The sequence below is a fragment of the Sphingobacterium sp. CZ-UAM genome, assembly GCF_002000245.1.
Classification (GTDB): Bacteria; Bacteroidota; Bacteroidia; order Sphingobacteriales; family Sphingobacteriaceae; genus Sphingobacterium.
In genome coordinates this window covers 320,349-341,301 of sequence record NZ_MTCM01000006.1, presented here as the reverse complement: position 1 = coordinate 341,301, position 20,953 = coordinate 320,349, and the positions used below count along the sequence as shown (strand labels likewise).

Here is a 20,953-nt window from a genome sequence, read left to right as displayed (position 1 = left end):
CATCGGAATAAAGCGGATACGGAAGTTGAAGCGCAAAAAGTTCTTTAAGAAAACACAATCATGTAGCGTGACGAGTAGACAAACGAAAGTCATGAACAAAATTCAAGAATTAGTTCAATTCGATCCAAGATCAGAGATATAAAAAAAGAATTCTGATTATGTAAATAGTTAGAATCAAAAACTTCATTTTACAATGGAGAGTTTGATCCTGGCTCAGGATGAACGCTAGCGGCAGGCCTAATACATGCAAGTCGGACGGGATTGGAACCAGAGCTTGCTCTGATTCCATGAGAGTGGCGCACGGGTGCGTAACGCGTGAGCAACCTACCTCTATCAGGGGGATAGCCTCTCGAAAGAGAGATTAACACCGCATAATATAATCTTCCGGCATCGTTAGATTATTAAATATTTATAGGATAGAGATGGGCTCGCGTGACATTAGCTAGTTGGTAGGGTAACGGCTTACCAAGGCGACGATGTCTAGGGGCTCTGAGAGGAGAATCCCCCACACTGGTACTGAGACACGGACCAGACTCCTACGGGAGGCAGCAGTAAGGAATATTGGTCAATGGGCGGAAGCCTGAACCAGCCATGCCGCGTGCAGGATGACTGCCCTATGGGTTGTAAACTGCTTTTGTCCAGGAATAAACCTCCTTACGTGTAAGGAGCTGAATGTACTGGAAGAATAAGGATCGGCTAACTCCGTGCCAGCAGCCGCGGTAATACGGAGGATCCGAGCGTTATCCGGATTTATTGGGTTTAAAGGGTGCGTAGGCGGCCTATTAAGTCAGGGGTGAAATACGGTGGCTCAACCATCGCAGTGCCTTTGATACTGATGGGCTTGAATCCATTTGAAGTGGGCGGAATAAGACAAGTAGCGGTGAAATGCATAGATATGTCTTAGAACTCCGATTGCGAAGGCAGCTCACTAAGCTGGTATTGACGCTGATGCACGAAAGCGTGGGGATCGAACAGGATTAGATACCCTGGTAGTCCACGCCCTAAACGATGATAACTCGATGTTGGCGATAGACAGCCAGCGTCTTAGCGAAAGCGTTAAGTTATCCACCTGGGGAGTACGCCCGCAAGGGTGAAACTCAAAGGAATTGACGGGGGCCCGCACAAGCGGAGGAGCATGTGGTTTAATTCGATGATACGCGAGGAACCTTACCCGGGCTTGAAAGTTAGTGAAGGATGCAGAGACGCATCCGTCCTTCGGGACACGAAACTAGGTGCTGCATGGCTGTCGTCAGCTCGTGCCGTGAGGTGTTGGGTTAAGTCCCGCAACGAGCGCAACCCCTATGTTTAGTTGCCAGCATGTAATGGTGGGGACTCTAAACAGACTGCCTGTGCAAACAGCGAGGAAGGTGGGGACGACGTCAAGTCATCATGGCCCTTACGTCCGGGGCTACACACGTGCTACAATGGATGGTACAGCGGGCAGCTAGCCGGCAACGGCATGCTAATCTCTAAAAGCCATTCACAGTTCGGATTGGGGTCTGCAACTCGACCCCATGAAGTTGGATTCGCTAGTAATCGCGTATCAGCAATGACGCGGTGAATACGTTCCCGGGCCTTGTACACACCGCCCGTCAAGCCATGAAAGTTGGGGGTACCTAAAGCATGTGACCGCAAGGAGCGTGTCAGGGTAAAACCGATAATTGGGGCTAAGTCGTAACAAGGTAGCCGTACCGGAAGGTGCGGCTGGAATACCTCCTTTCTAGAGTATCGCGGATCGGTGCTCGTCACGTACATCATGATTGAAAAGAAGAAAACATCAGAAGAAAGTGCCCGCCCCTAAGGGAGCAGGACCGAGAGAGATAGATGAACAGGATAGCTAGTCCCGTAGCTCAGTTGGTTAGAGCACTACACTGATAATGTAGGGGTCAGCAGTTCAAATCTGCTCGGGACTACTTAAAGAGATCTGAGAATAGAGATGTGAGAATAGAGACAAAGTAAAGTGTCTGCTGCCTCCGGTCTAAAATCTGATATCTTAAACAAAAGGGGAATTAGCTCAGCTGGCTAGAGCACCTGCCTTGCACGCAGGGGGTCAACGGTTCGAATCCGTTATTCTCCACATCTCCGGTGAAGTATGCACACATATACTTCATATAGCCGGAAAAAGAGTTCTTTGACATATTGAAAGAGAAAAAAAATTACAAGAGAAGACAACAGTATAGAGACAATGCTGGTATGTGTTTGAAGTAACGGGGAGACCCTCGGTGAATGCCGAACGAACCGCTACCTAGCATATTAGTATATATATCAAAAGCAGCCGCATAGTAGCAAAAGGCTATGCCGGTGAAGAAAGTAAATAAGGGCACACGGGGGATGCCTAGGCTCTCAGAGGCGAAGAAGGACGTGATAAGCTGCGATAAGCTACGGGGATCGGCAAATGCGAACTGATCCGTAGATTTCCGAATGGGGCAACCTGACTATTTGAAGAATAGTCGTATAAAACGCGAACGCGCTGAACTGAAACATCTAAGTAGGCGTAGGAGAAGAAAATAACAATGATTTCCCAAGTAGTGGCGAGCGAACGGGAAAGAGCCCAAACCGTTTATGTTACGGCATAGACGGGGTTGTAGGACCACGACATTGTACAGCGCTATGAACTGGAAGCAGGTGGGAAACTGCGCGACACGGGTGACAGCCCCGTACAGGTAAAGAATGTTGGCATAGTGGTATCCTGAGTACCGCGGGACCGGAGAAATCCTGTGGGAATCCACCAGCACCATCTGGTAAGGCTAAATACTCCTGAGAGACCGATAGTGAACCAGTACCGTGAGGGAAAGGTGAAAAGAACCCCGAACAGGGGAGTGAAAAGAACCTGAAACCGTGTGCTTACAAGCGGTTGGAGCAGGCAGGTCCTGTGACAGCGTGCCTTTTGCATAATGAGCCTACGAGTTACTCTTGTCTGGCAAGGTTAAGCCCTTCAGGGGCGCAGCCGAAGCGAAAGCGAGTCTTAATAGGGCGCATAGTCAGATGAGGTAGACGCGAAACCTTGTGATCTACCCTTGGGCAGGTTGAAGTTGCAGTAACATGTAATGGAGGACCGAACCGATAAACGTTGAAAAGTTTCCGGATGACCTGAGGGTAGGGGTGAAAGGCCAATCAAACTGGGAAATAGCTCGTACTCCCCGAAATGTTTTTAGGAACAGCGTCGGCGTGGAGTTTGATAGAGGTAGAGCTACCGATTGGGTGCGGGGGAGTCAAATCCTACCAAATCCAGACGAACTCCGAATGCTATCAAATATAGCCGGCAGTGAGGCTTTGGGTGCTAAGGTCCAAGGCCGAGAGGGAAAGAACCCAGACCATCAGCTAAGGTCCCCAAATCCGTTCTAAGTTGAACTAACGAGGTCCGGTTGCCCAGACAGCTAGGATGTTGGCTTGGAAGCAGCCATTCATTTAAAGAGTGCGTAACAGCTCACTAGTCGAGCGGCCGGGCGTGGATAATAAACGGGCATCAAGAACGGTACCGAAGCTATGGATTTGCACTGAAAGATGTGCATCTGGTAGGGGAGCATTCCATATGGGGCGAAGATATCTGGTAATGGGTGTTGGACCGTATGGAAAAGCAAATGTAGGCATAAGTAACGATAAGGCGGGTGGGAAACCCGCCCACCGAAAGACCAAGGTTTCCTGATCAACGTTAATCGGATCAGGGTCAGTCGGGACCTAAGGCGCACCCGAAAGGGGCAAGCCGATGGACAACTGGTTAATATTCCAGTACTCTTCTTAACTGCGATGTGGTGACGGAGTAGTGACACTGCCGCGAACTGACGGAATAGTTCGTTGAAAGGCGTAGGTATTGGGGTTGTAGGCAAATCCGCAACTCTAGCTGAAACCCAATAGTACAGCAAAGCTCCGGTGGCGCTGATAGAGCAGGTAAACAGACTTCCAAGAAAACCCGCTAAGCTTCAGGTTAAGAAGACCCGTACCGCAAACCGACACAGGTGGTCGAGGAGAGAATCCTAAGGTGCTCGAGTGAGTCATGGCTAAGGAACTCGGCAAAATGGCCCTGTAACTTCGGGAGAAGGGGCGCTGTCTCTGAGAAGAGCAGCCGCAGTGAAAAGGCCCAGGCGACTGTTTAACAAAAACATATGGCTTTGCAAAATCGCAAGATGAAGTATAAGGCCTGACACCTGCCCGGTGCTGGAAGGTTAAGAGGGGATGTCATCGCAAGAGAAGCATTGAATCGAAGCCCCAGTAAACGGCGGCCGTAACTATAACGGTCCTAAGGTAGCGAAATTCCTTGTCGGGTAAGTTCCGACCTGCACGAATGGTGTAACGATCTGGGCGCTGTCTCAGCCATGAGCTCGGTGAAATTGTGGTATCGGTGAAGACGCCGGTTACCCGCAACGGGACGGAAAGACCCCATGCACCTTCACTATAGCTTAACATTGAGATTGGGTACAGGATGTGTAGGATAGGCGGGAGATATTGAAGCGGCTTCGCCAGGAGTCGTGGAATCAACCTTGAAATACCGCCCTTTCTGTATCCGGTTTCTAACTCCTCTATGGGGAGGACATTGTTTGGTGGGTAGTTTGACTGGGGTGGTCGCCTCCAAAAAGGTAACGGAGGCTTTCAAAGGTAAGCTCAGTACGCTTGGTAACCGTACGCGGAGTGCAATGGCATAAGCTTGCTTGACTGTGAGACCGACAAGTCGAACAGGGTCGAAAGACGGACATAGTGATCCGGTGGTTCTGTATGGAAGGGCCATCGCTCAAAGGATAAAAGGTACGCTGGGGATAACAGGCTGATCTCCCCCAAGAGCTCATATCGACGGGGAGGTTTGGCACCTCGATGTCGGCTCGTCACATCCTGGGGCTGGAGAAGGTCCCAAGGGTTGGGCTGTTCGCCCATTAAAGTGGCACGCGAGCTGGGTTCAGAACGTCGCGAGACAGTTCGGTCCCTATCTGTTGTGGGCGTTGGAAGTTTGAGTGGATCTGACCTTAGTACGAGAGGACCGGGTTGGACAGACCTCTGGTGAACCTGTTATGCCGCCAGGTGTACGGCAGGGTAGCTACGTCTGGAATAGATAAGCGCTGAAAGCATCTAAGTGCGAAACTAGCCACGAGATGAGACTTCCTTATAGGGTCGTAGGAGATGACTACGTTGATAGGCCATAGGTGTAAAGGTTGAGAGACCAAAGCCGAGTGGTACTAATAGCCCGAAGCTTTCTCAAGCAGACAGACACTGTTGTCTTCCTCTTTAATTTTTGAAACAAAAGAAACGAACCTCTTTCAATATATATGTCAATATAGTTTGAGCTATAGGATGTGTATTTCCCTGCAAAGGGATCTAAATACTAACATCTGCGTACTTGATACTATAAAAAAACTTTAGGTGCCTATATCGGCGGTGTCTACCTCTTCCCATTCCGAACAGAGCAGTCAAGCCCGCCAGAGCCGATGGTATTGCCGTAACAGGTGGGAGAGTAGGTCGGTGCCTTTTTTTACACGGAAGCCCTTGCTGGAAACAGTCAAGGGCTTCTTTCGTTTACATACTTTTGCTGCTGCTTCTCTGCGGGCAGCCAACAGGGCTGGATGGAATGTTCCGTACAGTCACATTATTCCTGCATTTTCTTCTGCTGTCTAACTCACTCTCTTGCACTGTTAATGTTATTGTAGTTTACTGGTTCTCCTAGTATTGAGATTATTGGTATTGCCGATGATGATAGCAAACAGGAAAAATGGCACAAAGCGGTAGAACCAGATGAAATTGGTATTTGGAAACATGTTCTTGGGGAGTAAAGTTCGCTGGTAAGAACTTTTACAAATGTCAGGATGTGACAGAAGGTGATGGCGTAAGTTCGTTTCCAACTAAAATTTTGACCCATCCGCAAGGAATTATTATTGGTCGGAAAGCTAATGGAAGTGATGGCGCCGATGCCGAACTGGATGCTAAGTTAGTTGAGGTTTTGAAATAATATCTTACCTAATATCACCAAGCAGGGTGTAACAATGTGCTTTAGGGTTATGGATAATAAGCACGAGCAAGGGCGCCTACATAAGTCTTGCAGGCCCCTTTCTTTATTTTTCCGATTTAGATCTGATTTCGTTTTGAATCCGACAGGCACGGATGTTGGGCTTATGGGCTGATAATTGCAGCACAATCTTGCAATGGATCTAAGATGTTAAAATTTGTACGAACCTTGTTAGATTAAAAGGCTTGACCATGACCCCATCAAACTGATGTATCTGCCCTTGAGGGCTCTGTACGCTAACCTGTGATTCATCCGATGTTAACGCAATTACTTTATTGTTTGGACCATGGATTGTGTTTTCTTCTTTGACCAAATTCAAAATATCCCAGCCGCTTGGACCATTCATATTAAGATCAGTGATAACTATATCGCTGCCATTGTTTTGAAGATACGCCATCGCTTGCTGCGAATCCTGGAAAATCTTTACATCTTTAAATTTTTGCAATGCTTGCTTAACAAATAGGTTATTGATCGGGTTATCATCAATCACCACAATGCGTAAATCCTCAGGTAGATTATCCTGTGTGGCAGCCTGTTTTAAGCTTTTCTTTTCATCAGCAATAGGAATGATCAATGTAAATGTCGATCCACTACCTTGTTTGCTTGTCACACTTAATGTTCCATTGAGCTGCTCCGCCATAAGCTTGGAAATATGCAGCCCCAGTCCAAAACTATTCTTAGACCTGAGATCAGTCATGTAATATTGTTCAAAAATATGCTCCTGATCTTTAACCGAAATACCTTTTCCAGTATCTATAACCTCTATCTGCAAAGTTTTCTTTCCATCCCGGTTGATGAATGCCCTAATCTCGATCTGCCCCTTGTCCGTATATTTAATGGCGTTGCTCAGGAGATTCGATACGATCTGACGTAGACGATAGGCACCACTTTTTATCAAGGTATCGCGTTCAATTGCAATATTGCTGATCAATTTGAGGCCCTTTTTTTCAGCTTGGCTTTGTTGCATCTTTATCAGATTGGCAAGCAAGCTGGCCGGCGAAAAATATTCTTCCTTAATCTCCAGCATTCCTGATTCTAATTTACCCAGATTGAGTATATCTTCGACAGTATCATTGATGACATGAATATCCTGTGTAATGGAATCCAATAGTGCAGGACTAACGCGATTGTTGGACGTATTGTTCTTTAAAAGATCTATAACGCTGACCAACGAATTGACAGGGGTGCGCACATCATGACTTACATTGGCTAGTATGCTGGTTTTCTCTTTGGCGGTACGTAATGCATAATCCCTTGCGGCTGTGATTTTACGCTCATAAATGATGGTATTATAGTGATAGGACAGAATTAGTGTCACCATAATAATCATCAAAATGATTGAGGCAATAACCTGTTTCCCAAAAATGGCGGAGTTTTTCTTATAGAGCGTGAAATCCTGTATTTCGGCCGCCCGCAAGGACTCGTCTTCTTGCGTTTTTATCTTTAATAGGGCAGTACTGATTGTATTAAAAAGAGCATAATTTGACTGCAGAAGCTGCCTTTCCTTTTCTTGAAGCGCGACAAAAGAACGACGGATTTTGCTGAAATCTTGTTTATAAAATGACTCATTCTGTTCAATTAATGTCTGTATCTGGCTGTGAATTGCCTTGATCTGATTAACATTAAATTGTTGTTCAAGCCTGTCTGATACTAAGGTGTCATTTTTGGCTTTGAAAATCCGGGAGAACAATTTTTCCTTTTTTCTGACGATCGTATCTTTTTTATGAACTGTTAACGCGGTATCGCGTAATATTTTGCTGACAACTGAATCCGCGTTGATCCGATTGGTTGTCGGACGTAATGTTCGGCTGGTTTTCATTAACAAAGAAAGGGAATCCTTTGCTAGGAAAATCATATTATCAACGGATTGCTTAATACGGGCGAATTCATCAGAGAGATGTATATTTTGTTCCAGTGGTGCATTGGTTGAAAACGAAATCCCTTTTTTTGAAGAAAGAGTCGACAGCGAATCGATGTAAAAACGAAGGCTGTCTAAGCTTTTTGTATAATTTGTCAAGTTTTCAGCGCTGAAATCTACCGTGTATGAACGGAATGCATTCCCTGCAGCATTATAAGACGCAAACAACTCATAAAACAAACTTGTTAGCTGATTTTTGGAGCTGTAGGCTTTATTTAGACGGGCTTCTGTTTTTTGATATTCAATATATTGGTAGGTAAATATCGAGCCGATATACACCAAAGAAAGAATCAGAAAAGCGATTAAAACTGTCCTGAAAATAAATATTTTTTTATTATTTTTCACGTTGTACTTCTTTCAACCAATAAATTAACTATAGCCTCTTTGTTTCGTTTGGAAATCAAATTTAAGACTTAAAAATGAAAGCTGTTGAATATCACTGTCAAATAATAGCTACTTTTTGAAAAACTTACACAATCGTTTGATTGAAGAAGCAGGTCTGTAGTTACGATTTTTATTTTCTATTTTACAGATGGAAACCTAAAAATGGGGCAAATTTTGACCCGAATTAATTCATCTTCATTAAAAGAGCAAATTGTAAAACTGATGAAAAAACTATTTATTTCAGCAATATTGTCATTGATTATCGGACAGATAAGTCAGGCGCAATCTATTGTGAATATCATTCCAAAACCACAGGAGATCACTTACGGCAAAGGTGTATTCCAATTAGATAATCTGACAACCATAAGCTTTAAAAATTGTAGCGTTAAAGATGTGGGCCTGTTTATTCAGCAATTACGGCAGGCTAGCCATTATCCGATGATAGAAAAAAAGCAGTCAAGCAATACTATTGAGTTTATTTTGGATAAAAAATTGAATGTTCCCAGTGATGAAGGTTATCATTTGGATGTATCGGCTAAAAAAGTAACTGTTAAAGCAAAGACCGCACATGGTCTTTTCAATGCCTCACAATCCTTGCGTCAGATTCTGCCTTCCGCAATCGAAGCAAATAATGAGACCAATCGTGAAACTGCTTGGTCTATCCCGGCAGTTGCGATCAAAGATTATCCCCGATACCACTGGCGAGGCTATATGAAAGACGTAAGCCGTACATTTTATTCAATAAACACTGTCAAGAAATATCTGGATGTAATGGCTTTGTATAAAATGAATACTTTTCATTGGCATTTGACAGATGACCAGGGATGGCGCATCGAAATAAAGAAATATCCAAAGTTAACAGCTGAAAATACAACTGTCTTCCATCGTACGGAGAAGCAACCGGCTGAACGTAGTGGTTTTTATACACAGGATCAAATTAAGGAAGTGATTCAGTATGCGAAAGAACGGAATATTACCATTGTTCCTGAAATTGATGTCCCGGGGCACTCCTGGCCAACAATATTGGCTTATCCCACATTGGGGGTAAACAAAAATTCTTATCCCAATCATATCTTTCCTTTTGTATCATCCTGGGGCTATTGGGGTAACCAGTTTACACCAAATACACTTGATCCTACAAAAGAGACGACCTATCAATTTTTGGATGATGTGTTTACGGAGATTGCCGCGCTATTTCCGGGAAGCTATATTCATTTTGGAGGAGATGAGGTTCGTCATGATCTGTGGGAAAAAGAACCCCACGTGCAGGAATTTATGAAACAACATCAGATTACGGATGTCAAAGCATTACAAAGTTATTTTGTACAGCGTGTATCAGCTATTATTGTTCAGAAAGGGAAAAAGCCGATCGGTTGGAATGATATTTTGGCCGATGCTAAGAACCTGCCCAAGAATACCGCAATTATGAGCTGGCTAGGAGAGGAGGCAATAAAAGAGGCTACCAAAGACGGATTTAAGGCGGTGGCAACACCGGCTTCACACTTGTATTTTGATATTACCCAAGCAGACCGCAACGATGGAACAATGACGGATCTAGCTTATCCGCAGATTAATTCTTTGGAAAGGGTTTATAATTTCGATCCATCAAATGGGCTGACAGCCCTGGAGGATCAATTGCTGCTCGGTGTGCAGGGGAATATGTGGTCAGCGCTCGCCCAGGATGTCAAGGATATGAACGTGCAGAATTTTCCGCGCTTGTTGGCAGTCGCTGAAATAGGATGGGCTGCCAAGTCAAACAAAGATTATGTAGAGTTCTGTCGTAGACTGGAAGCCAATCTCCCTCGCCTGGATTCCATGCGGATTGATTATTATCATCCTGGGGGCTATATTGCAGGTACTTGGACAAGTAATGACATACGGGAGGAGTATGGTACACTAACCTTTGATGTAACCAAAAAGGTCTACGACAACGGCCGGGCACAAGCCGGTTTTTTCTTCACAGAGGGCAAGAATTTTCTGGAGATTGATGCTGTCCAACTGCTGCAAGATGGTCATATTATTGATGAGGATGGACATCATGCCCTTGCGGATAAATTTAGAGGGACGAATAAGGTTAAACCCTTTTATTACAATTTCACTGTTAAAGACTATAATCCGAATGCAAAATATGAAATCAAAGCTCGGGTTAGAGGAGCCGGTGGCGTAGATTCAAAAGGTAATTTTACATTTAATCTGTCACCAACTCTTCCTTTCAGCAAAACGGAGAAAAGATAGTCTATAGTATCCTACAGCTCCTTAAGCAAAAGCAGCTACTCCAATAGCTGCTTTTGTGGTTAAAAATATCCCTACTACTGCCTGAAATCTCCTGTTTTCTGAAGAACTAATCCCTAATATACACCGTTTTTTACCAAAAATAACCGCTTATATTCCAATAACCTGTTGGTAAAATATTAAAAATAAGCTATTTTTCAGTTTGTTTTGTTCAATTTCATTTTTATTTTCGGATTCTTTTATTTAATTTCCTATCAAAATCAACTGTCTTTTGTTATTTTTTTACAAAAGATGAAAAAACCAGTAAACCTTTAGTAATTGTTTGTAAACTATTATCTAAAAACCTCCATCTTAATTATGAAAAAGAATTATCTTTTTTACAGCAAAGCCAGACCTTTAAGTCTTTTAGGTCTTGGTCTTCTATGCTCGTCCCCTAATCTATTTGCGAGCAATCTGAAATCGAAATTGAGCTATTTTCATGTTGAACAACAGCAAATTTCGGGTTATGTAAAGAACGAAAAAGGCGAGCCGCTTGCTGGTGCCACCATTACAGTAAAAGGTACTACGATTCAGACCTCAACTGATGCCAACGGTAGCTTTTCCATTCGTGCCAAACAGGGCGATTTTTTGGTGATCAATTATCAAGGGTATGCGCGGCAAGAAGTCTTGGTGAGTAGCGGAACGCTCGCTGTGACGATGATTGGCAGTACCGAGTCCCTAGAAGAAGTGGTTATCGTGGGTTACGGTAAGCAAAAGAAAGGCAATCTAACCGGAGCGGTCGCAGCGGTGAACTCTGAACAACTGAAAAATATCTCGCCATCTAATCTGTCCAATACTTTGGCCGGAAGGGCGGCTGGTGTCAATGTGACCAATACCTCAGGGATGGCCGGAGCTTCCTCCTCCTTACGTATCCGAGGAGCCGCTGTAGAACCTTTGTATGTGATTGATGGTGTGGTGCGCGACAAAGCTGCTTTTGACGCGCTGGAAGCCAATGAAGTCGATCAGATGAGTTTCCTGAAAGACGCTGGAACTGCCGCTGTTTATGGGACTAGAGCCGGTAACGGTGTTGTACTGGTGACGACAAAAAAAGGAACAGCCCAAGCAGCGGTGTTTAATGTCCAGAGTAATTATTCCTTTAGTTCACCCACACAGACTTTATTGGCCAATTTGACTACCGCTACGGATGAACTGATCTATCAGAATCGGGTTTCTCAATTCCGTTGGGAACAGGGAAAGAAAACTGACCCCTGGGTGGCTCCAAATGGACAACGCGAATTTGATTATTTTAAGGATAAAAACTATAATACCAATGATGTGATCTGGCGAAATCCTTTCAGCCATAGGCAATCGATCGCCGTTAACGGTGGTGGCGACAGGATTACTTATTATGCCTTATTGAGCTATCGTAAAGAAAACGGATCTTATAAATCGTTGGACCATGAGAAATTTAATATTCGCAGCAATATTTCCGCAAAAATCAGTGATGCATTTAGCATGGATTTTAATATTTCAGCCAATCAGACCAACTCCAACAGGTTCTTCTGGCCATTTAGTACATCCGCCAGTGATGATGATTTTGATGTCTCCGATTTTTATCGCGTTACATTCAACTGGCCCAAGATGTATCCATTTTATCTGACCGCAGACGGCACTCCAAGCAATACTCCAACAGCTTATCCAGTACAGACACCAATGGGAAGCTGGCAGGCCTGGAATGTGATCGACCAGGTTATTGGCGACCGGTATATCGACCGTAAGGTGCGCCAGGTAAATCCCATTATGACACTTAATTTAAAATTGGATAAGTTGCTTGAAGGCCTGTCAACAAAATTGGTGGGAAGCTATGTTGCGGAAGATTATATGCGTAAGCGCTATATGAGTTTCCAGAAAAATTATACATTCACCTCCTTGAATCCTAATGGAAACCGTTTTATCCCAGCACCACCGTCTGAAGATCGGATAAACGTATTCACTTTTAGCCAAGCACAACCTTTTATGGACTACAATCCACAGCGGAAATGGCAGTATCAAGTGGATTGGTTCCTCAACTATAACCGCAAGTTTGGCAAGCATACAGTGGATGGCCTCGTGGTTTATGAACAGTTTAAATCGGGGAATACCAACATTACTTCGCGGGCAGAAAACCCAATTATTCCATTGGACCAGATGTACATCTATCCGACAGACAGAAGCATGCGGTCGACAGATGCTTTTGAATTAATGGACGCACGCCGAGGGGTGATCGGTCGGGCCAACTATAACTATGCGGATAAGTATATTGCTGAGTTTTCTTTCCGTTACGACGGCTCGCCTCTATTCCCGAATGATAAGCGCTGGGGATTTTTTCCTTCCATGTCCCTAGGTTGGCGTATGTCGGATGAGAACTTCTTTTCGTCCATCAAAAATACGGTCAGTGATCTAAAACTACGGGCATCGTACGGTAGCTCGGGCAACTTTGTGGATGTGGAAGGCTATTCGATATTGCCCTATTCGTATATGGAGAAATATAGTTCGATCATCACTTCACGCACAGGAAGCAGAACACCTGTACCGGGCTATATTTTTGGGGATAGTTACTACACCGGGGTAACGTACCTGGACAACCCGACCACAAACCTCACCTGGACAAAATCAAAGAGTTACAACGTTGGGATAGACTTTGGTTTCGTCCAGAATAAACTGACCGGTAGTGTGGATGGATTTATTCGCAAAGAGACTGATATTCTCGGTACGAGGGGAATCAAGGTTCCTGATAATTACGGCCGGGGATTGGCTCCCGAAAACTATGCGGCCCGAAGCTTTCGAGGAGGTGAACTTTCCCTCAACTGGAGTGACCGGATTGGCGAGGTTTCGTATGGCTTGAATGCGAATATGGGCTATGCAAAAGACCGCTGGGATATTTTTGACGAGGAACCTTCTTACGCTGTTGGCGGAAGTCAAAATTTCCGCTCCAAAGTGGGAAGGCCTGAAAACCGTATTGTTGGTTTAGAAGCTTCAGGATTGGTTCGTACACAAGCCGAAGCGGACGCATTGAAAGCAAAAGGATTTAAGACCTATGGTCGTGACCCTTATCCGGGGATGATTCTGTATAAAGATATCCGTGGACAAAATTACGTAAACCAGCCTGATGGCATTATCGATGACAATGATATGCAATTACTGTCGGAAAATAACACACCGCGCATTAATTATGGATTTGGATTTAACGCAAGCTGGAAAGGTGTATATGTCTCTGCTTTATTTCAGGGCGTACTGGCATATGACCGGGTGATCAGTAATCAGGAAGGGGCTGGAATGCGCCAGCATGGGGATACTTTTAGACCTTATTATCCGATCTGGACATCGGATGTCTGGACACCGGATAATACAGATGCCAAGTACCCAAGGCCAGTCGGCTATAACTGGCAGGAATCGGGGGCTACTTCGTCAACTTTCTGGATCCGAAATGGAGCTTATATGCGACTAAGGGATTTAAATATTTCGTATACGCTGCCGCAGGCCATGATGGAGAAAATCAAAATGAAGAGCGTCAACGTATTCTTAAATGGTACCAATCTATTCGTTTTTTCACCGATGAAGGAATTCCACGATCCGGAGCAAAAAATGTACGATTCCTATCCGGTGATGAAAACGTTCACATTGGGCTTAGATGTTAAATTTTAATTGATTTTAATGATGAAAAAGATATTTTATCCGCTGGTTGCCCTGTTGCTGACAACGGCTTCCTGCAAAAATGTACTGGATATTGAGGATCTCAATTCGGTAAACGAAGATAAGGTCTGGAACGACCCCAATCTAGTTAATGCATATTTGGCTAATTTATATACCTTATTCGGCAATTGGAACAGTGGTGCTGACAATAATTCGCAGCAGCTAGCGGGGATCAACTTTCCCCTCAATGCGGTGACGGTCAATAACTCGGCCTATAAAGCCTGGGACTATACAACCATGCGCAAGATCAATACAGCTATTCAAAAGGTATCAGCAAGCACAGGCTTAAATGATCCAGCGAAGAAATCGGTCTTGGGGCAGGCACTTTTTATGCGTGCCTATATGTATTTCAATATGGTCAAACATCACGGCGGTGTGCCCTATATCACAAAGCCTCAGGACCTGGAAAGTGATGAATTGAAAGTTCCGCGCAACAGCACCAAGGAATGCTTTGATTTCATTGTAAAAGATCTGGATGAGGCGCTGAGCTATTTGCCGATGACCATTGGGAAGGGTACGGCAGATTATGGACGTATTGACGGTAATTTTGCCCTAGCTTTTAAAGCTAAAGTATTGTTGTATAAAGCATCACCACAATTTAATCCTTCCAACCCATATGGAAATGCCTATTGGGCGGAAGCTAATGCAGTGAATAAAAAAGCTTATGAACAGCTAAAAGCTCAGGGATATAACCTGACTGCTGATTACTACAATATCGCCTTGGTAGAGAAAGGGCCTGAGGTGGTTTTTGCAGTCATAAACTCCTATCCCAATAAGATTGCTAACTGGGATAATGGGGTACGGCCGGGCTCAGAAAGCCGTGGAACGGCCAGTGCAGTCCCGACCTGGGATTTTGTGAAAGAATTTCCAATGAAAGATGGTAAACTGTATACTGATCCTACGGGTAAATACCATAAAACGGAGGAACAGTTCTTACAAAGTTATTGGGAAAACCGTGATCCCCGTTTTGACAAGTCTATTGTATGGAACGGTAAGGTCTATGAGGTTTCGGGCAAAACAGGGAAAAGACAATATACTTCACTGGGTATTGCGGATGCGCTGGACAATTTCGGCGAAAACCCGAAAGCTGGAACAACATCTTCTAACAGGGATCGGTACACTGGCTTTTTTATCCTGAAGAATTCAAAACTTTCACTGCGACAAACGCAGGTAGAGACCCAATATGACGTGGATTTTGTATTGATGCGTTATGCGGAGGTGCTATTGAATTATGCCGAAACAGCTAATGAAACAGGGGATTTGGCTACTGCAATATTGCTGTTAAAACAGATCCGGATGCGTGCAGGCATCGAGCCGGGTGGGGACAACAGTTATGGAATTACCGCAAATAACAAAGCCGAAATGCGGGAAGCGATATTGGCTGAAAGAAACATTGAGTTCTGCTTCGAAGGGCACCGTTTTTGGGACTTGCGTCGTTTGCGTAAGCTTGACGTACTGAACAATAAAACCAAACAGGGCGTGGAAGCAATCGCGATCAATGCCAACGGAACTGATATGGATCTAAAAACGGCAGCAGATTTAGCAAAAAATTATCAGCTAAAGGAAAATCAGTTTAAATATAATGTGCTGCAGGTTCCTAGCACCGGAAATAAAGTCAATCTGGTACCAGATACTTATTATTTCTTCCCGATTGCGCAATCTGTAATCGACAAGAACCCGAATATCAAACAAAATAAAGACTGGGGCGGGGAATTTAATCCTACCTTAGAGTAGCGTATTTGCCGATTACTATACGATATAGCTTAACATAAACGGGATGTCCATTGCTGGACATCCCGTTTATGTTAAGCTATATCGTATATAGCGCTTACTTTAGTTCAATCATTTTTTGTTTTTCTTCCTCCTGTTTATCCTCTTGTAAGATGGCTAGCTGGAGGCTGCAGACCAAAGTAAGAATAATAAGGACCACAAATGCTACCGGAAAGATAATGCCAATGATCACCGCCAGCAGTAATGATATGTTTAGGTATTCCTGTCCATTTTTGGAAGAAACCTTTAATCGCGAGCTTTTAAATGAATCAAAAAGATCTTGAAAAGCCTTTGTGATCGTTTTGCTGTTGATGCTGAATGTTGTTTTAGTTGCCATGATGTTTATTTTTTAATGTTTTTATTTCTTATTTGATAACTCAAAGGTAGGGGGGATTTGCCGAAGAAGGGATAGCCTTTAGGCTAATCGGGAAAGAATCTCGGTAAACACTCGGCTTATGTCGGTCAATGGTTTTCCAATTATTGTATACAAGCTAATGGACTCCCGTGGAGACAGCCTGATGATCGGGTAAGCCGAAACCTTATTACATAAAAAAGCAACACTAGTACAGGGAATAGTGTTGCTTTTCTTTTTTATCTAGCTCTTTATTAAAGTCCTACGTGCTCCGTTTTGGATTTGGTTGGTCCTGTTGCATCTTGTTTGTAAGATGGATCGTAATTCCAGTGAATACTATCCGTCAATACTTTTCCGTCTTTTAGTATGATCTTCGCTTCTACTGTGTTTGCACCTTTTGCAAGTTTAACATTGTCAAAAATGTAATGCACATCGGTTTGCCCCTTTTTTACAGCTTTAATAATGTTTCCGTTGACCGTTAGGGTTGGTTCACCTCTATTGGAATAGATCGTTACCGGCGTAATTTCATTTCCCCGATTGATCATACGGCGTTGAGTGATATACAATACCGGTTCTTTACTCCAATTCGCTTTATACCAGTAAAATCCATCTTTTTTCAATTTTCTGTCAAAAGAAACCAGTCCTTTATAATTTCTTGGATTCACGTTCAGCGCTGTAATTGGTGTGGCGAAGTCAAACGTATTCCAAACATAGGATCCCAGAAAAATAGGGCTTTTTGAGATCACACCCCAATGGACTTCGTGGAATTTTGTCGCATATTCCTCTGGAAAGAACGATGGGTCGCTCCATTGGTTCCCGAAATTGCCTACTTCTTCGGCCTGATCTTCGGGAACTGCTTCAGCACCGTACTCAGAGAAGATAATCTTGTAATCTTTGAACTCTTTACTTATACGTTGTGCCCAAGTGGCCACATCGTCATCTTTATCCGATTTGTTTTCCAGTTCACCGTTATACCAGCCGAAATAATGGTTGATGCCTTGTACATCGGCATTATTGTTAACCGGATGGTCAATCACATTATAGCCGCTGACAGATACGGTATAACGATCTGGGTCTTCGGATTTAGCCAGATCATTTAGCTTAGTTGTCAGTTCCACGGTATAAGCCGATGGTGAATATACTTCATTGTGCATTCCCCAGATATAAATGGAAGGGTGATTGAAGTTTTGACGAATCAGTTCCTTCAGCTGTTGCTGGGCATTGTTATCCTCAAATGTGGTCACGCGATTCACAAATGGGATTTCCGCCCAGATTACAAGTCCGATACTATCGCATTTGGAATAGAAATATTCGGACTGCTGATAGTGTGCCAGGCGGATGGAAGTAGCCCCCATCTCTTTGATAATAGATAGATCTTCATTGTGATCGGCGTTGCTGAGCGCTGAACCTTTGCCCCAGCGATCCTGATGTCGACATACACCGTATAAGGGATACTTGATGTCATTTAAAAAGAAACCTTGGCCCGTGCGTAATTCAAATTTGCGTATGCCTAAAGGTGTCGTTACCTCGTCAATGACCTGACCATTTTTTTTGATCTGAGTCACTACACGATACAGATAAGGATCATCCAACCCTTGCCATAAGTGCGGATTTTTGACCGCAATTTGTTGCGATAATATCTGACGGCCCTGTGGCGGCAATGTATAAGCTGTTTGTTGTTTTGCTTTTACGGTTCCATCTTTTTCAAAAACCGTTGTTAATAGTTCGATAGGTTCTATTTTTCCGGACTTGTTATCAATTTTTATTTTTAAGGCTATATCAGCTGCTTTCTTCGAAACATTTTGCTGAGTGATGTAGATCCCTCGGGAGGCAAAGTCATTCACAGCAACATGAATGTCATCAGTAACAATAAGTTCTACAGGACGATAAATACCACCGTACATCGGGAATAGGGTGTGGTTGACCGGAATAACCTGTGGACTGGCTTCATTATTGACCTTGACCAGTAGCTCGTTTTCTACTCCGGATTGCAACATACTGGTTAATTCAAACACAAAAGCTGAATAACCACCCTGATGCCGGCCGACAAAATTGTAGTTGCCATTTCGTTGCGAATTATCGTAGGTAACATCATTTTTCCCTGTTTTGGCAGGGAGCGGTCTATTATTTAAGTAAACTTCGGTATTGGTATTTACCCCTTCAAATCGGATGAAAACACGCTTACCTTTCCAATCTGATCCGGGGACAAATGTTTTGCGGTAATACGCATCGCCGGTATAAAAGCGTTCGTTTTTTCCGAGGCTACCGGGTTTGATCTCGGCTGTCTGCATGTCTGTTGCATTCCAGGTATGGGGTAGGGTAACCAATTGCCACTTTCCATCAAATGTCTGGTTATAGTCTAATGCCGAGCTGGAAAATGGACCTTTTTTAAACGACCAGTTTGCATTGAATGGAATGACTGTTCTGGCTTGCAGATGCAGTATTGTTATTCCAATAAAGAAGAGCGTATAAAAAATCCTTTTAATCATATGGTTTTTAACTTAGGGTATTTGTTTCGTTTTCAAATATAACCAACAAAAACACAATGCCTAATCCACTTATTTTTCGAAAGATAGTTAGTTGAAAATAAATTTATTATATGTAATTTATTTTTCTCTTACCATTATTTTAATTTCTTTATTAGCCTATTTGTAGGATGTACACTACAACGTTTTCGAGAATTGCGCAAACGATTGTCTGGATTTGACCTGGGGTAATAACTTAATAATTTCTTTACAATTGTATTGCGCAGAGCTACAATTAGAATCGATTAAACACAGTAACTATTTGGTTTGGTTTAAGGGATACAGCAAACTCAGAATCGAAAATAAAAGTTTTATAATAATGTAGCCAAATGATGCTTAAATAATTAATTTTAACACCTTCTAACCAAGGTAAAGTCTTCATTCATGACATGAAACGTAAATTAGTATTTATTATAGCCTACTTACTCATTCAAAATGTGACAGCACAAATTGCAATTATTCCACAGCCTTTAGAATTTAAAATGGGGCCGGGAGAGTTGAGGCTGGAGGGTAATTTTGGAGTTACTGGAGATGCGGTGTTTAAATCGTCTTTGCACTATTTTCAGAAGCTGATGTTGAGCCGTTTTGGAATTTCAACTTACACTTCTTTGGAAAAGGATGCAAAAATGATTGTAAAGCTTGATAGCAAATTACAGCATGAAGCATATCGTCTAAAGATCGACAGCAAAAGTATTGAAATAGATGCTTCCGATCGATCGGGTATTGTTAATGCAATTGCTAGTTTGGAACAATTGCTTTCCTGTGCTGAAAGAAAAGGGGAGGCATTCCTATTACCTGCATTGAATATCGAAGACAAACCACAATTTGCCTGGCGCGGGTTTATGCTGGACGAATCGCGCCATTTTTTCGGTAAGGAGAAAGTGAAATCTCTACTGGATTGGATGGCTTTTTATAAGTTGAATAAGTTCCATTGGCATCTGACCGATGAACCGGCATGGCGTTTAAGTATACAAAAATATCCCTGGTTAACCCAGGTTGGCGGGATAGGCAATTATCTTGATCCTTATGCCTCGGTACAGTATTATAGTCAGGCGGATATCAGTGAAATCATTGCTTATGCAGCCGAAAGGAATATTGAGGTTATTCCTGAAATTGATATGCCGGGCCACGCTACAGCGGCCAATCGTGCATATCCTTTCCTGTCCGGTGGTGGCAATGAAAAACATCCTGATTTTACATTCCATCCCGCTAAAAATACAACATATACATTTTTGACCGATGTTTTGCGAGAAGTGAAAACACTTTTTCCTTCACCCTATATTCATTTGGGCGGAGATGAGGTGGCCTTTGGCAGTGATGCATGGGATAATGATGCCAAAGTTCAGGAACTGAAAAAGACAGCAGGTCTAAAGTCCAACAAAGAAGTTGAGGAGTATTTTATTCGCCGTATGGCTGATTCGGTGGCTGGGATAAATGGGAAGATTATGGTTTGGGATGAAATGGTGGATGCAAGATTACAGAAAGATCAAACCGTCATGATGTGGTGGCGTCATGATAAACCGGAGCAGCTAAACAAAATATTGGATAAAGGTTATCAGACCATATTAACTCCCAGATTGCCCATGTATTTTGACTTTGTTCAACAAGAAAACCATAAGTATGGCCGTAAATGGGGGAAAGGCTTTAATCCTTTGCAGGATGTATACAATTTTGCTGGAAGCCAACTGGATAGTTTGGGCAAAAGGAAAAAACAGGTTTTGGGTATTCAAGCGAATCTTTGGACTGAGACGGTGACCAATGTCAATCGTTTGGATTATCTTGTGTTTCCCAGGATAGCCGCATTGGCGGAGGCAGCATGGGTACCTGGAACAGGACGTGATTTTGAGGAATTTACAAGGAAATTAAAAAAGCATTTGCCCTTGTACCGCGATCAGGGGCTTTATTACTTTGACCCCTTTAAGGATAGTAATCCAGAACCGGCAGTTATCAAGAAATCACAAAAACAATATATAGATAGTCCAAAGTGACGATTAGATCGACTACCTGTATTTGCTTCGTCAGCACAGTACTATCAGTCATTGGGCAGAGTGGATTAACAGAAATAATGATAA

General features: G+C 43.3%; 8 protein-coding genes, 2 tRNA genes and 3 rRNA genes. 10 read left to right on the top strand and 3 right to left on the bottom strand.

From position 1 onward, the window contains the following. Positions 1 to 190 precede the first annotated feature (190 nt). The 6 genes from BWD42_RS20710 (at position 191) to BWD42_RS20685 (ending at position 5,932) form a co-directional block, all read left to right on the top strand. Positions 191 to 1,720: ribosomal RNA gene (locus tag BWD42_RS20710) — 16S ribosomal RNA — on the top strand. A gap of 119 nt (positions 1,721 to 1,839) precedes the next feature. Beyond that, a tRNA-Ile gene (locus BWD42_RS20705) sits at positions 1,840 to 1,913 on the top strand. A 90-nt stretch (positions 1,914 to 2,003) separates the two neighbouring features. Further along, a tRNA-Ala gene (locus BWD42_RS20700) sits at positions 2,004 to 2,077 on the top strand. A gap of 227 nt (positions 2,078 to 2,304) precedes the next feature. Beyond that, a 23S ribosomal RNA gene (locus tag BWD42_RS20695) occupies positions 2,305 to 5,188 on the top strand. 157 nt (positions 5,189 to 5,345) lie between these two features. Continuing rightward, a 5S ribosomal RNA gene (gene rrf / locus BWD42_RS20690) occupies positions 5,346 to 5,457 on the top strand. Together the 16S, 23S and 5S rRNA genes with 2 tRNA genes alongside form the textbook arrangement of a ribosomal RNA operon. A 274-nt stretch (positions 5,458 to 5,731) precedes the next feature. Next, complete coding sequence (locus BWD42_RS20685) at positions 5,732 to 5,932, top strand: hypothetical protein (RefSeq protein WP_077438295.1); 201 nt, start codon at positions 5,732 to 5,734, stop codon at positions 5,930 to 5,932. Between the two features lie 199 nt (positions 5,933 to 6,131). Here the strand turns inward: BWD42_RS20685 and BWD42_RS20680 are convergent, their stop codons facing one another. After that, on the bottom strand, positions 6,132 to 8,252 hold the full coding sequence (locus BWD42_RS20680; RefSeq protein WP_077438294.1) for a hybrid sensor histidine kinase/response regulator: 2,121 nt from the start codon (positions 8,250 to 8,252) through the stop codon (positions 6,132 to 6,134). 261 nt (positions 8,253 to 8,513) lie between these two features. Between BWD42_RS20680 and BWD42_RS20675 the strand changes: the two genes are divergently transcribed. From BWD42_RS20675 to BWD42_RS20665, 3 genes are all read left to right on the top strand, one after another. Beyond that, complete coding sequence (locus tag BWD42_RS20675; RefSeq protein WP_077438315.1) at positions 8,514 to 10,526, top strand: beta-N-acetylhexosaminidase; 2,013 nt, start codon at positions 8,514 to 8,516, stop codon at positions 10,524 to 10,526. Between the two features lie 354 nt (positions 10,527 to 10,880). Continuing rightward, entirely contained in the window at positions 10,881 to 14,186 is a 3,306-nt protein-coding gene (locus BWD42_RS20670; RefSeq protein WP_077438293.1) for a SusC/RagA family TonB-linked outer membrane protein, read from the top strand. A gap of 9 nt (positions 14,187 to 14,195) precedes the next feature. Then, complete coding sequence (locus tag BWD42_RS20665; RefSeq protein ID WP_254846289.1) at positions 14,196 to 15,968, top strand: RagB/SusD family nutrient uptake outer membrane protein; 1,773 nt, start codon at positions 14,196 to 14,198, stop codon at positions 15,966 to 15,968. A 94-nt stretch (positions 15,969 to 16,062) separates the two neighbouring features. Here BWD42_RS20665 and BWD42_RS20660 read toward each other — a convergent pair whose 3' ends face one another. Then, positions 16,063 to 16,341, bottom strand: a complete 279-nt coding sequence (locus BWD42_RS20660; protein ID WP_077438291.1) for a DUF4342 domain-containing protein — start codon at positions 16,339 to 16,341, stop codon at positions 16,063 to 16,065. A gap of 269 nt (positions 16,342 to 16,610) precedes the next feature. Beyond that, positions 16,611 to 18,845 carry a glycoside hydrolase family 2 protein gene (locus BWD42_RS20655; RefSeq protein WP_077438290.1) on the bottom strand — a complete coding sequence of 745 codons (2,235 nt, stop codon included), beginning with the start codon at positions 18,843 to 18,845 and terminating at the stop codon, positions 16,611 to 16,613. Between the two features lie 425 nt (positions 18,846 to 19,270). On the opposite strand from BWD42_RS20655, the gene BWD42_RS20650 reads away from it, so the two are divergent. Next, on the top strand, positions 19,271 to 20,869 hold the full coding sequence (locus BWD42_RS20650; RefSeq protein ID WP_077438289.1) for a beta-N-acetylhexosaminidase: 1,599 nt from the start codon (positions 19,271 to 19,273) through the stop codon (positions 20,867 to 20,869). Positions 20,870 to 20,953 lie beyond the last annotated feature (84 nt).